General features: G+C 43.8%; 10 protein-coding genes. 1 reads left to right on the top strand and 9 read right to left on the bottom strand.

Annotated features, from left to right (window positions below):
• Positions 1–3: 3 nt before the first annotated feature.
• From M1F14_RS17390 to M1F14_RS17350, 9 genes are all read right to left on the bottom strand, one after another.
• Entirely contained in the window at positions 4–2,400 is a 2,397-nt protein-coding gene (locus tag M1F14_RS17390; protein WP_181469188.1) for a type VI secretion system Vgr family protein, read from the bottom strand.
• Positions 2,397–5,060 carry a type VI secretion system ATPase TssH gene (gene tssH / locus M1F14_RS17385; RefSeq protein ID WP_181469189.1) on the bottom strand — a complete coding sequence of 888 codons (2,664 nt, stop codon included), beginning with the start codon at positions 5,058–5,060 and terminating at the stop codon, positions 2,397–2,399. The genes M1F14_RS17390 and tssH overlap by 4 nt, the downstream gene beginning before the upstream one ends.
• 184 nt (positions 5,061–5,244) lie before the next feature.
• On the bottom strand, positions 5,245–5,736 hold the full coding sequence (locus tag M1F14_RS17380; protein WP_004912469.1) for an Hcp family type VI secretion system effector: 492 nt from the start codon (positions 5,734–5,736) through the stop codon (positions 5,245–5,247).
• A gap of 2 nt (positions 5,737–5,738) precedes the next feature.
• Positions 5,739–7,475, bottom strand: a complete 1,737-nt coding sequence (locus M1F14_RS17375; protein ID WP_042848034.1) for an OmpA family protein — start codon at positions 7,473–7,475, stop codon at positions 5,739–5,741.
• Between the two features lie 2 nt (positions 7,476–7,477).
• Positions 7,478–8,137, bottom strand: coding sequence for a type VI secretion system protein TssL, short form (gene tssL / locus M1F14_RS17370; protein ID WP_048606636.1), 660 nt, complete (start codon positions 8,135–8,137; stop codon positions 7,478–7,480).
• Positions 8,134–9,471, bottom strand: a complete 1,338-nt coding sequence (gene tssK / locus M1F14_RS17365; protein WP_048606638.1) for a type VI secretion system baseplate subunit TssK — start codon at positions 9,469–9,471, stop codon at positions 8,134–8,136. Before tssK ends, tssL begins: the two co-directional genes overlap by 4 nt.
• A gap of 22 nt (positions 9,472–9,493) precedes the next feature.
• On the bottom strand, positions 9,494–11,038 hold the full coding sequence (gene tssC / locus M1F14_RS17360) for a type VI secretion system contractile sheath large subunit (RefSeq protein ID WP_042848029.1): 1,545 nt from the start codon (positions 11,036–11,038) through the stop codon (positions 9,494–9,496).
• A 19-nt stretch (positions 11,039–11,057) separates the two neighbouring features.
• Positions 11,058–11,555 carry a type VI secretion system contractile sheath small subunit gene (gene tssB / locus M1F14_RS17355; protein ID WP_042848028.1) on the bottom strand — a complete coding sequence of 166 codons (498 nt, stop codon included), beginning with the start codon at positions 11,553–11,555 and terminating at the stop codon, positions 11,058–11,060.
• Between the two features lie 932 nt (positions 11,556–12,487).
• On the bottom strand, positions 12,488–13,381 hold the full coding sequence (locus M1F14_RS17350) for a hypothetical protein (protein WP_042848025.1): 894 nt from the start codon (positions 13,379–13,381) through the stop codon (positions 12,488–12,490).
• 417 nt (positions 13,382–13,798) lie between these two features.
• On the opposite strand from M1F14_RS17350, the gene M1F14_RS17345 reads away from it, so the two are divergent.
• Positions 13,799–14,074, top strand: coding sequence for a GNAT family N-acetyltransferase (locus tag M1F14_RS17345; RefSeq protein ID WP_042848080.1), 276 nt, complete (start codon positions 13,799–13,801; stop codon positions 14,072–14,074).
• Positions 14,075–14,099 lie beyond the last annotated feature (25 nt).

Here is a 14,099-nt window from a genome sequence, read left to right as displayed (position 1 = left end):
CTCCTAGCGCAGTGGAACTGTACCCGCTCCATTTTGGGCGGCTTCGGAGGCGATTGATTCACAAGCAGTGAATTGAGGGTAAGGCATATCTAATGTTGCGGCATCAGCGTACTGAAGGTTGGCACTCTTAACACTAAAATTACCACTGGTTCCATGTTCAATCTGCGTTCCCTCTATTGTGATGTAGGAGCCACCTGATTGTAGTGTGATTTTTTTCTTCGCACTGATGATAATTTCATCATCGGTGCTCGTAATATTCAGCCCTTTTTGTGCAATGATGTCGACTTCACCTGTTTGAGCTTGAATTTCTATCTTGCCTGCCGCACTCACTAACTTCATGCCTAACTCATGAGCGAATAACACCATCTTTTTCTTGGCAAATAAAACCATACGTTTGAGTGATGAAATTTCTGTGTTACCTGCAGCTGTATAGATTTGATTGCCATTGCTGCTGTGCTGAATGTGTTTTGGAGTGGAAGTTGCTATACCACCAGGTGCGCCGACAAGAATGACGGGCTCCTGTAGTTGTTCAATATTTTGTTGAAGAAAGCGTTCTTGCGTTTGGTTGTCTAAAGAGTCGATATCTGCCTGTTCTAATATTGATGATAAAGATTCAGCCATGGATAATGCATCAGAGAGCTGGCGTTTAATTTCATCTATATTGAGTTGTTGCTCGTTCGCTTTTTCTTGCTCTTGAGTACTTATCAACAACCCTTTACCCGCACGAATAGCGCCCCAGCTGTCGGTGCGTAACTCAAAACCGTCACCACGCTGTTCGCGTTCGGCATTCACCAAATGCCCCAGGTTTAACTGGGTTTTTCCGCCATATTCGGTGCTGAGCTTAATATGCTCTTGCCCGCGTTTATCTTCCATGCGCAGTTTGTTATTCGCAGGCGTGCGGATCACATTGCGGGTGTTATTTTTATCTGTCACGTGGTCGGGGTGGCGAGAGTCATGCAGCGCGTGAGCGATGTAAGGGCGGTCTGGGTCACCCTCATGGAAGGCGATGGCGACTTCAGTCCCTTGGATCAGTGGGAAATGCATCCCATACGTATCGCCGGCGTAAGGTTTCGCCAAACGTACGGGCATGCTTTCATAGCCCTTGTTTTTTTCATCTCTGTCTGCATCGAATTTCACCCAATAAAAGCCGTGTTCATTTTGGTGGGCATAAATATCGTGGTCTTTTGCACTGGTGACACGCGCCATTAATGTTCCGGCAATCACAGGGCGCGGTTTAAGGGCAGGGCGCCAACACAGTGCTTCGGTGTAAGGCACCGCGTCAAAGCGAACAGTTAGCGCTTTATCTCGGCTGGCGGTAAAGCGTAGGCGAGTAATTAGAATTGGTGATTTGAATACGCTGGGTAACGTCGAACTGAGCGGGTTATCTTGAATACTTAGCACTAATAATGGCGTCAGGTCTGCAGCGCTACTTTCTCCGCGTAGTAAAGTCTGACGAGCTAAAAAGCGCTCGTGGTCGAGTCTTGCCCAGAAGTTAGCGGTTTCAGTTTCAGGGCGAATTTTATCCCCGCGGGTGAGGTGGCGGCCTTTATAGTGATAAACATCGCCGTAATTGATTTTTTCCCCATCACCGCGTGTCATGTCCGCTACCGCAGAAATCAACGTATCTTCCGCCAGTCGGTGGTTATAGTCTTTGGCAAACACAGAGCTTTCGACCACTTGATGACGTAACGATAACCCCCAAACACTGTCGGCATGGTTATCGCTTAGCCCCGACGGACTATTTAATGGTAGCGTTTTGTCATACACATAACCGCGTTGGCTGTCAGTAAAATGCAGGACTTCGGTTTGGGTATCATCTTGTAAACCAAAGCGATAAAAAATCCCCACTTCACTGAGTAAGCGCTCGATAAATTGGCGGTCACTTTCGTTAATTTGGTTAATTTGTTCGCGTTTTGGGTAGGCTTTTTCGAGATGAAATTCGAACTCCCAGCCTTTGAAATTGTGTTCGCGTAAGATTTGCTCAACCACATCCGGTATGGATTGGTTAATAAAAAAACGATGGCTGCGAATTTGATGGCGCAGTAGCGCGAAAAAAGGCTCGATAACTAACTGGTAGCGAGCTTCATCGGCAGAGCCTGAGAGACGACGGAAATCGGTCACTACCCCATGAACGCGCTTGGCAACAGTCGGTTGAGTGGCGAGTCCCATTACGTTATTTATTGGTGCCGAAAAGGTCAGGCTGGCATTACGGCGTAATAATTGTTGAGCAGAAAGGTCTTGGGCGGAACAGGTAAACGTAATTTGGTAGCGATAGGTGTCGCTAGCGGCTTCACGCCCGGTAAAATGTTCAACGTCCAGTAAATCTGAGCAGCCTTGGACTTCTAGGCGATAGCGGTTTTGGCCTTGAAGTAAGTTTTTGGCTGTATCGAGTAGGCTCATGGATTTATCTCCTCAATATCACTGAAACTCAGGGTGATCCCATCTTCTTCGCTATAACCCAAAGTCAGGCTTTGCGCTTGCTGGTGGTTAGCTTGGCGCATGAGTAATTGTTGGCTCAGTACCGGTAAAATTTGTTGGTTAAGCAGGCTATCAATGTTGCGGGCGCCGGTGTCTGGTAATAAACACGCACTCACGAGGGTGTCGTACAGCGCTTCATCGACAATCCCTTCGAGTTTGTAATGGGTGTAGAGACGCTTAATCACGCTGCCCAGTTTCATTTCAACAATTTGGCGCAGTGCGACAGGGCCTAATGGGCGATAAATCAGGGTTTGGAAACGCGCTAATAATGCAGGTTGGAAGTGGTCGCGCAAGGTTGGGCGCAGCAATTCTTGCAGTTCGCCGTCGGTAGACTCAGGGAACGCTTCGAGTTGTTGCATCAGCAAGTCACTGCCCAAGTTTGCTGTCATTAAAATCACGGTATTGCGAAAATCGATTTCACGGCCTTCGCCATCGCGCATAAAACCACGGTCAAATACTTGATAAAACAGGTTGAGCACATCGCGGTGCGCTTTTTCCACTTCATCAAGTAACACGACGCTGTAAGGGCGCTTGCGAACGGCTTCCGTTAAAATACCGCCTTGGCCATAACCTACATAGCCTGGAGGAGAGCCTTTTAATTGGCTGACGGTGTGGGCTTCTTGATACTCGGACATGTTGATGGTGATTAAGGATTTTTCGCCGCCAAACAGGACATCTGCCAAGGCCAAAGCCGTTTCCGTTTTCCCTACGCCACTTGGGCCAACCAGTAAAAATACCCCTTGCGGGCCATTTTCTGAGGCGAGACCCGTGCGAGCGGCGCGTAGTCGTTGTCCAAGCCCCAGTAATGGGCTTTCTTGACCCACGACACGTTTGCCAAGCGAATCTTCTAACTCAAGCAGCTCGGTTTGTTCGTCTTTTAATAGGCTGGATAATGGCACGCCTGTCCAATCTGCGATGACGGTGGCAACGGTTCTGACATCCACATCAGGGGTGATCAGTGGTTCACCTTGCTGCACTTGTTCTAATTGGGTTTGAATGTCACTCACATCTTGGGATTGACGGCGCTGTTCTAAGAGTTCGCTGATAAGGTTTTTTTCTTGCTCAAAACGCTGTTCTAACTCAGCCAGTTGTATCGCTATTTGCGCATCTTGAGTGACTAGTTCGCTTAGGAGCGATTGATTGGTGGTATTGCCAATCGCCAAGTCATCAAGAATGGCTTGCTGCTCAAGTTCTAAGGCATTGCGCTTGGCTTTTAAACGGGTCAGTTCTTCAGGGAGCGTGTCGAGGCTCATGCGGATACGGGCGCTGGCGGTATCGAGTAAATCCACGGCTTTATCGGGGAGTTGACGACCCGTTAAGTAACGGCGAGACAAAGTCACCGCTGCTTTCACTGCATCATCAGTGATATGAACACCGTGGTATTTGGCATAGCGTGGTTTTAGCCCCCGCAGCATTAAACAGGCTTTTTCGTCGTCTGGCTCATCGACTTTGACCACTTGGAAGCGGCGCTCTAAGGCGGCATCACGTTCAAAATATTGTTTGTATTCAGACCATGTTGTCGCTGCAATGGTTCTCAATTCACCGCGAGCTAGCGCGGGTTTGAGTAAGTTCGCCGCATCGGCGCCACCGGCTTGGTTGCCTGCGCCAATGATGGTATGGGCTTCATCGATAAACAGTAAAATCGGGGTAGGGGATTGTTGTACGGCCTCAATCACGTTTTTTAGGCGCTGCTCAAATTCGCCTTTAACGCCAGCGCCCGCTTGCAGTAGCCCCAAATCTAAAGTGCGCAAGGCGGTGGTTTGCAGGCTAACGGGCACATTCCCTTCGACAATGCGTAAGGCCAAGCCTTCCACCAAGGCTGTTTTCCCGACACCCGGCTCGCCGACGAGAATTGGGTTGTTTTTACGACGGCGAGAAAGAATATCCACCATTTGGCGAATTTCGTCATCACGTCCAAAGACAGGGTCAATCGCGCCTTCGCGTGCTTTTTCAGTGACATCGACGGTGAATTTATTCAGTACGGCCAGTAGTGCTTCGTTCAGTGTATTGCCAATCACATTTGAGCTTTTCGCCGTTTCTACATCGTTAGCGTCAGATGGCGTTTCATGGGATAAGGATTGATTATGTGTGGCGAGTTGTTGTATTTCAGGGCGCTCATCGGATTGGGCATCAAGCATCGGTCTTAAGCGTTGAAGTTGGGTGGTACTTAATGTCATTAATGGCCACAAATTATCATTAGGCACCAGTGACGGTTGCTGAGCCATGGCAGATAATAAATGCACGCTGCGAATATGTTCGATATCTTCATCCAATGATGCAATCACCCAAGCTTGTTGAATGAGATTCAGCAGCGGTTTTGATAAAGACGGGCGCGTATGAATGGAGCGTGGTAAGTTGTCGATATCTGTCAGTAAACTTTGCCAAAGGGCTGACATATCCCATTCATAGCGGCGAGCTAACACCGTGATATCGCTTTCCCCCATTTCCAATAATTTGAGCAACCAATGTTCAATGGTAATTTCCGCATGCGCTCGTGTTTGGCAAAGTGAAGCCGCCGCTTCTAATGCGTTGGCACAGTAAGGGTTTAGGCGGCGTAATAGCATCACGGATGAATTGTCCATATTCTTTCTCTCGTATTGGGGTAAAAATATATTGGGGTGAAAACGGTTAGAGACAGCAAGAAATGCTACCGCCCCTAACCGTTAACCGAGGTTCATTAGGTATCAAGATAAATTGTGTGTTGTGTGTCATCGGTGTACGAATACGTACAAAAAAAGCAGACGCCGAAACGCCTGCTTGTTTTAATTAAGCGGTTGCACGCTCATTCCAAGAATCGGAATGAATGATATTGCCGTCTTTATAGGTCCAAGTGATTTTTTCGTAGCGCAGTTCAATCTCTTCGAGATGGTTGTGCTTCTCTTTGTTAGGGTCTTTGATGTCGTGCATTTTTGGCGCGACTTTGACCACTTTGACGTTTTCAAGCTTGGTATTGAAATATTCCACTTCTTGCCCAGCATCATCAATGCGGTACCATTTGAATTCAGCTTCTTTCAAAGTTTGACCCGTGGTCACTGCTTTGTATAAATAAGGGCTTGATGCATCAATTTCTTTCACGAAAATAAATGGCGTATGGATACGTGTACCTGTTAATTTACCGGTATTGTTATCGGTTGGGATATACAGGTTATGGTCTTGTGCGACCACTTCAATACTGCCTTCACGGTCTTGTACATTGACAGAGCCCTTGATATCCGCGCCGCCGTCATCTTTTAGCCATAAATAAACAGGAATAGCCATGGTTACTTCTCCTTTTGTGTCGAATGTGTGTCATCGTCCATCGGTGACACGGTTTGATTATCTGCGCCCTGGCAAGCATCTGCTTGAGGGATGAGTCGTATTTCAACGCGTCGATTTTTTGCTCGGCCTTCAGCGGTTTGATTATCAGCAACAGGGTTATTTTGCCCGTCCCCTCGAACAGCAAAACAAGCAGGGCTGATATCACTGGTTTCTATCATCCAATCTCTGACCGATTCGGCGCGTTTTAATGAGAGTGTTTGGTTTAATGCTGGGTTTCCGGTGTTATCGGTATAGCCGGAGACGACAATTAACCAACCGGGCTTGGCTTTAATATTGAGCAAGGCATCGACTAAAACTTTAGTTGCATCCGTTTTGAGGGTGTATTGCCCTACATCAAACAACGATAGGCTATCAAGGGTGACCATTTCAGGGGCACTTTGAACAATGATAGGCGTCGGTGGCGGTGGGGGAGCCCAACTACCTAATAGCGTGTGCAAGTAGGGTAATATTCTATTTCCCTGATATAACGCTAAAGAGTGAGAGGTTGGTATCCCTTCGCGTTCCCAACGTGCCAATTCAGTTGCATCATCTTGCAATTGCAGATAAGCGGTCTGTTTTGGTGCAAGAGGGGTATCCGAAAGTTGCGAAAAACGAGCAACATCTTCGCCAATGTGACGAATGAGTTGTTGGTTATGGTAGTAACTTCCGATTAATGCGCCTACCAAGAAGACCCCGAAAATAATTCCGATAGCCCCAAGGGTTTTCTCTGTGCGGCTTAAGCTAATATCATGGCGTAAGCGTCGTAACATCACATCGGGTAAAGGCAGCAAATCAGTGGTTTGAATTGATGAATATAGCGGCAGCATGGTTTTTTCTTGGATAAATTGCTGCCATAAGTTGTTAGGTTGGCTGGTGATATCTATCCATTGAATAGCCCATGCTGAAGGAGTTTGCTTTGGTGCTCCTGCTTGAGACACGGTGAACTGTGGGACTAAAACTTGGTTGAGCCAACTCTGTAAGGTATCTAACCACAGGGAAAATTGCAGGCTTTGCTCTGAGTGCCCAATATGGGCGGGCAACCAGACAGAGTAGGGGGCTGACATAGAACCTTCTTGTTCTACCTGAAACTCATTTTGGTGGCTGAGTAAAGTCATCCATGGAGTGTGTTCGCCATCCACGTGTAGGTCTGTACCTGTTTGGCGAGGCATAGTGAGATACACTGTGACCCAAAATGGCAGTTTTGACCCTATTTTTTGGTTGCTTTCACCAATGGCTCGACGCCAATTGAGCAATGCTTGAGTGAGTGTTTCTTGCTGAGTAAGTTGTTCCGGCAGGACGATATACAGTAATGATGTCTGCCCTGATAATGATGGGGCATGTTCCATCAATGCAGTCACTAATTTAACTAATTCAGTGGGGGCAGATACCCGAATATACCAACCTTGGCGAGTTTCTCGGTGTAATTGGTCACTCAAAAATAGGGCATCAGACTGACCACAAACGAGGATAACAGGACCCGAGTAGTTATCGGCAGGCAATGCACCCGCATAATCATGCTCAGTAGAAAGCATTTGGCGGCGCTGCTTATACTGCCAAAATAACATCCCACCGGTAAGAGCCAGCACTAAGACCGATACAAAAATAGTGACAGTTTGCCCTAGGGACCAAAACCCCCAGAGTAACCACAGAAAAAGGCCTGTCGCAAAAAGTGTCAGACACTGTTTGGTTGGGTTTTGCATGCCTATCCTTGTGTCATCCATTGTTGTAGTAAGTGTTCTAACGATGCACTGAAGCCCCACCACATTGCAGCGAGCACAAGAGCTCCACCAATCCAACCAAACCAGTAGAGTCGGCGGCGGCTAAAACGTAATTTAGGTTTTACGACAAGAGGTAAGTCTGATGAAATCAGATAATCAGGAAGTTGAACATTGAGTTGAGCGACGATACGCTCGCGTTCTGGCGCATTTTGCTGGCGAAATTTTCCAACAAACCCGAGGGTGAGCACGCGATGAAAACAGAGCAAAACATCTGGGTTAGGTGCCGTTTCATTTAAAATACTGCGTAGGCGATCCCACAGTTTATCTCCCGCTTCCAATGTATTGAAGTAACGGGCTTGCAACGGTGATTGTATCCAAGTGTTGTATCCATCATCTTGTTGATGCTGGCGATTCATCACGCTTTCATCAATTAATGCGCATTGGGCATATTGCATATGTTCAATGGCAGTTTCTGGATAACCATGTTCAAGTAATTTTTGACGCGTTTCATCAATCAGCTGACAAACTCGGTGGTAAAAATTATCACCCTGAGAGATGGCAGTGCCCTGATGAAGTTGACAAACCATTAACCAAGTTTGAGCAAAAATCATGTCAATAGTGTGGTGTGACATTGTATTTTTCATGAGCGAAGTACCGCAAACAGCTCTAATTGAATATCACCTAATGTACTCGGGACGTAAAAGGCACATTGCCCTGAAGAAAGCATGGCTTGACCCGCAGGTGTTTCAATATCTAGCGCAAAGTATTGATTTTCTAAACGAAGTGGAACCGCGGTTGGCACATGGCTGAGCGGTTTTAATGGGATACCATTGAGTGCCACATTGACCACATCAGCAACATCATCCCGACTACCTGCTTTACACAGCAAAGGAAATTGAGCAATGAGTAGGTGAGCGGGTAAAGAGGAGCGTACGGATAAATAGAAATCCGCCTCTTCACGTAAGCGGCCATCATGAAGCTGCCCTGTCCAGAAAGGACCTTCTTTTACTAATTCAATACTGATAACACGTGAAGGTAAGCTGGCTTCAAGCAGGGTGTTTAATAGCGTAAAAAGAGGAGGGAAAACCTGCTCCGGTTGCTCATGTTTGTATTGCGGAATATCTTCCAATTTACTTTCTAAAGAGAAAGTTAATAAGCTCCCTGCTAAACGGGCGAGTTCTCGATAGAGTAATTCAGGATGACGATGTAATGCCGTGCTAAGTTCATTGAGTACAGGTTCGGCGCTGTTCAGTGAATTTAATAGCCAAAATAATGAGACATCAGCAACCACGAAGTCTGCCATTTTCTCATTGCTTTCGCGGCGCAGAGCCATCAGTCGACGGCGTTTAGCGACTAAGCGGTGCATAAATTCAGAGAGTAACGTGCGTAGTTCAAGACTTCCCTGACAAGCGAGCAAGGGGGGAATAAAACGCTTATCAAATTCCCATGCCCCTTGTGCATTGCGGATCAGCCGTGCAACTGGGCAAGTCATATAGGCTTCATTCTCATCATGGGCAAAACGTAGCGTTGCCACATGACGTAATACTGCAATATCCGTTTGCTCATGCCCGAGTAGGTCTTGAACTTTAACCCATTCTTGGCTAAACCGACGAGGGCGATCTGTACCCGTTTCAGGGGCCAAGTTGCCGCCATTTGCTAGCATTAAAGGTAACGCTAGCACGATGTCTAATGACTGACGATCTGCGTAGTCATTAAGGGATAATACCGGAGGAAGAGCATCAGACAGAGTCGTGTCAATAAGTGTGCCATCGTGAAAACGCACAATCATCTTTTGTGCGCTAACTCGAGATAGGGTTAAAGCACTGTCATCAAATTCAGTACTAATCACACCCCACGTTGAGGCAATACCCATTTGAGCAACGACTTCAGCGACATGGCTGTCCCAACGAGCTTGTTGTTGAAATTGTTGAGGGGCCAAAAAGGCCCCGTCTGTCCATAAGGGACGGTAGATTTTCATCCTGAATGACCTTTACTAATCGTTAGGCTTTGGCTTTAGGCATCTGCGAAACCAACGATAAATCCACATCCATGCCTTCGACTTGGAAGTGTGGGACGGCATACAGTTTCACGCGGAAGAAGCCTGGGTTATCTTCAATGTCTTCAACAACCACTTTTGCATCGCGAAGTGGATGAGAAGCTTGTAAATCATCACCCGGGTCGGTCATTTCAGTGACTAAACCACGAACCCAGTTGTTGAGTTCAAGTTCAAGGAGGCGTCTATCTTTGGTGGTACCAATGTTTTCACGTTGGATTAGTTTCAGGTAATGGGCAATGCGAGAGAGTAGGAAAATATAGGGTAAACGCGCGTTGATTCGGCTGTTTGCTGTCGCATCGGCAGTGTCATACAGCGCGGGCTTTTGGGTGGAGTTAGCCGAGAAAAAGCACGAATAATCGCGGTTTTTGTAGTACGACAGTGGGATAAAGCCAAGATTAGCGAATTCAAATTCGCGCGTTTCAGGGATCATCACTTCTGATGGGATTTTCACCTGACTACCTGTACCTAAATCAAATAAATGAATAGGTAAATCTTTAACTGCTCCACCTGCTTGCGGACCACGAATTTGCACACACCAACCGTTGTTGATAAAGCTTTTAACCATGTTGGCAGCGAAAGCAAATGTGGCATTAGTCCACAAATATTTCTCATGATCTGGCCCTTTGACTTCTTCAACGTAATTGAAGCTGCGGACAGGTACAGTATCAGGGCCATAAGGTAAACGGCCTAATACACGAGGCATGGTTAAACCAATATAGCGGGCATCATCCGAATCACGGAAAGCTTTCCATTTAATGTATTCAGCACGGTCAAAGTAGTTACCAATATCTTTGATAGCAGCCACTTCTTCCATGGTCTCTTTGCCAAAGAATTTTGGTCCAACAGACCCAATAAATGGCATATGAGCAGACGCGGAGACTTTAGAGATGCTGCGTAATAAGGCGATATCTTGCGCGCTACGGTCAAACTCATAGTTAGAGATTATCGCTGCAATAGGCTCACCACCTGGGGTGTCATATTCTGCAATATAGGTATGGTGGTAAAGACCACTTTGGATAATTTCCGGGCTATCTTCGAAATCTTGGCGCAAGTCATCCTTGGCAATATCCAGTAGCTCAATTTTTACGTTTTGACGAAAATCAGTGCGATCAACAAGGAATTTTAAACCACGCCAAGTAGATTCAACTTTTTGGAAGTCTTGATGGTGCATCACTTCATCTAATTGCTGGCTGATTTGCTTATCGAGTTCAGCAATATGATGGTCAAGCAGGTTGCGGTCTAAACGCTCCACTTTTTGACCAGAAGATTTTAAACGGTCTAAAAATACTTGAACGGCAACCGTGACTCGTTCATCCGCAGTTGCATCAGCTAGCGCAGTATTATCTTGGAATGCGTTAATATCACTGATTGTAGCAACAGGGGTTAAATTGATTTTTTCAAATAAAGAAGCATAAACGCCTTGATTCGAGGTTTCATCAAGTACAGTCGTTGCACCTTGGGTTGATTCATTTTTTACAGACATCAGCATAATCCTTTAATAATCCAAATTAATCTTTCTTCGGTGCAAGTTGTGCTAGCTCTTCACGTAGTTCATCACTGAGTGCTGGGTCCTTAAGGATATTTTCCAATTCACGGCGGAACGTAGCGTTATCGAGGAGGTTAGATTTCAGGTCGCGTAGCAGATTACGCATGGCTAACATGGCTCGAAGTTGGGGGATTTGACGAGCCACTTGCTCAGGTTCGAAGTCTTTCATATTTTTGAAAGAGAGGTTTACGCTTTCGTCACTTCCATCACCAGCAAGAGTATTTTTTACCGTTAAGTTAACTGTTGGTGTAAATTCACTAAGGACGCTATCAAAGTTATTTTTATTGATATTTACTTTTTCACGCTCAGACAACGCGCGGTTATCTTGTCCGTTACTGTAATCACCCATCGCTAATAACTTAAGTGGCAATTCCACTTTCTTCTGAGCGCCGCCCGTGTGCAGTTCTAATTTAATATTGACCCGTGCTTTGGGGACTTCATTTTGAAAGCTATCTGACATGAGTGAAATTTCCTTCAGTTTTAGTGAATATATTGAATTGTGTATTGTTAAATGGTTGCAATTGAATTCCATTCATTTAACTTATGTAATTATTTTCTTTATATCTTCACTGATTCAATAAATCAACTTTTCTTATCAATAAATGTGACGGGAAATCTACGTTTTTTTGGGGTTATCTTGGCTTTAAATTTAAAAGTTAATAATATCAACATTTAACGTGTGTTGTTTTTATGCTTATAATTAAAAAGTGTCATTTAAATCTTTTTGTAATATTTTTTTTCAAAGTATTACAAAGTGATTCATAAGAATATTTACTCGTTTAGTGTGTGATAATCCTCTTTTTGATTAGAAATTATTTTATGAAAAGAAATAGATGAGTACTCAATAAAAATTACTGCTCTTTTTGGACCTTGAGGAAGTACGCTCTATAGAACAGCATTACAGTCATAGCAAAACATGGAGTATTAAAAACTAGGGTGAATAGCCACTGCTATTTGGTTACAAGTGCAAAACTGGGTTGTTATCTAAAAGGTCGTGTTGGAGCGAGGGTGAGGAGGAACAAGTTTTTACTTTATATAGTTAAAGGGTAAGCTTCACTTTTACTCTAGTTGGTGTTTTATTATCTGCATTAAAATTAATAATAAATGCATATTTATGCGGTCCAAGCATCTCATTGAACCAAGAAAAAACAGGCATCAAAAATAGCCTAGTCATGTTCTTGGTTATATAGAAATTCGAATAGAATGAAAGTTAGGTTATTAAATAATCATTTAATAACAATATAATGAGTGCTATATAGAGCTCTCCTTGCATAATTACATGGTTCCAACGTTTGCTATCGTCTATTGGAAAACGGTTGATAAATTAACGTTATGGTCAATAATGCCAAAACCTAACGTTTATCGATTTAAATCATCGTATTGAAATAACGCCTACCTTATTCCCAAGGTTAAGGCTATACCATGTGCGTTATCGCTTGATAGGTAGCCTATCCCAGCTTTCACTTTTACTTGGTTATCATAGATATTAATGGGGGTTTCTAATGCGACAGAGGTATTATTTATAAAACCAAATGACAATTCTCTATAGTCCTTTCCATAGAACCCGCCGATATCATTGGATAAGATTAGATTGAAGTTAATGTCATTTATACTGATGAGTTCCGTCATAACATATTCACCACCAATCGACCATGTTCCGGTACTGCTATTGACGTTTAGGCCTTTTGTCTTTCCAAAACCATTAGTAAACATATAGGATATATGGCCATATAGATTCAATTCATCATTATTGTCTAGGATATTTGTGTTTCTCAGGCCAAGTTTAGGTGTTATATGAAATGAATTTACGTTCCAATCTAATAACCCTTCATCGCGCAATACGTCTTTCATTTGTTGACTACCATGAAAGGTGGAATTATTGCTCATATTTGCATAGCCTAATTCTAGCTCACTTTCTAGGCTGAACTTTTCGTTTATTTGGTAGGAAACTTTTGGTGATGCAGATAGACTAAAAATATCCCAACGGGCGCGTAGATTGCCTAAAGAGTCAATATTAACTAGTGACGATTTAACTTTAAGGTAATTACCTTTCAATTGCATAGAAAAAGAGTAATCATCTATTACATAAAGGTCTTTGAATTCATATGGTAAAGAATATTTTTCGTAGTTAAACCCCTCAGCATGAAGTGTTGAAGCGCTAATGTCATCTGTCAATGAAAGTGCAAGTAGCTTAGCGTAACCAGCATTCAAATTTTCATCGCTATAAGAACTACATATATAAATTGTTGAAAGTGATAATAATATTTTTAAGTATGGTACTTTCATTACATATTCCTGTCAGTGAGTAGTCAAGTAATACAATTAATAAGATAGATATTGTTATATTTCTCTGTTCTATATGTTTGTATTAGTTTAATTGATATATTGAAAAGTTAAAATACTAGCGGATAAATTAAACGGATAACGGGTAATTTACTCGAAGCTGTTATGATAGAAACCACTTATGTACAGGGGGATTCAGTCAATAGACGTAATGATAGACTTATCATTGATTAGCGTTGATGAATAGTAATGGTAAGTAAAAATAACTATTTAATAATCAGTTTTGCTATCGGTCATGTATTTTTTGACTCTGTTCACTTCAAAATATTTGGATCATATCAACAAAGGTGGGCAGTTGTCTTTTCAGGTTATGTCGCTTACTCTGGATTAACGTTAGGTTTTTAAGAAGAGCTATTTATGATGAATATCCAATCTGACCACAACAGCTTTTTTATTTTATCTGATGATAAGCAAACTCGTCTCGCAGAGATAACCTTTGTATATACAGGAGACGAATTAGCGATTATTGATCACACATTGGTTGATGAAAGCTTAAAAGGACAGGGGATCGCAAAATTGCTTGTTGCTAAAGTCGTAGAGCGTATGAGAAAAGAAAGGCGCAAAGTTATCCCGCTGTGCCCGTTTGCGAAAGCGATATTTGATAGAACTCCTGAATATAATGATATTCGACAATAATATTCTTTAATGACCGATGAGGTAG

The sequence above is a fragment of the Providencia sp. PROV003 genome (assembly GCF_045040775.1).
GTDB lineage: Bacteria > Pseudomonadota > Gammaproteobacteria > Enterobacterales > Enterobacteriaceae > Providencia > Providencia huashanensis.
Note: the sequence above shows the minus strand (reverse complement) of the source record. Positions and strands in the feature narration are given on the sequence as shown.

Bases quoted from the DNA above. Each gene is read 5' to 3' on its own strand.
- M1F14_RS17390 (WP_181469188.1), bottom strand. From the start codon at position 2,400: ATGAGCCTACTCGATACAGCCAAAAACTTACTTCAAGGCCAAAACCGC.
- tssH (WP_181469189.1), bottom strand. From the start codon at position 5,060: ATGGACAATTCATCCGTGATGCTATTACGCCGCCTAAACCCTTACTGT.
- M1F14_RS17380 (WP_004912469.1), bottom strand. From the start codon at position 5,736: ATGGCTATTCCTGTTTATTTATGGCTAAAAGATGACGGCGGCGCGGAT.
- M1F14_RS17375 (WP_042848034.1), bottom strand. From the start codon at position 7,475: ATGCAAAACCCAACCAAACAGTGTCTGACACTTTTTGCGACAGGCCTT.
- tssL (WP_048606636.1), bottom strand. From the start codon at position 8,137: ATGAAAAATACAATGTCACACCACACTATTGACATGATTTTTGCTCAA.
- tssK (WP_048606638.1), bottom strand. From the start codon at position 9,471: ATGAAAATCTACCGTCCCTTATGGACAGACGGGGCCTTTTTGGCCCCT.
- tssC (WP_042848029.1), bottom strand. From the start codon at position 11,038: ATGCTGATGTCTGTAAAAAATGAATCAACCCAAGGTGCAACGACTGTA.
- tssB (WP_042848028.1), bottom strand. From the start codon at position 11,555: ATGTCAGATAGCTTTCAAAATGAAGTCCCCAAAGCACGGGTCAATATT.
- M1F14_RS17350 (WP_042848025.1), bottom strand. From the start codon at position 13,381: ATGAAAGTACCATACTTAAAAATATTATTATCACTTTCAACAATTTAT.
- M1F14_RS17345 (WP_042848080.1), top strand. From the start codon at position 13,799: ATGAATATCCAATCTGACCACAACAGCTTTTTTATTTTATCTGATGAT.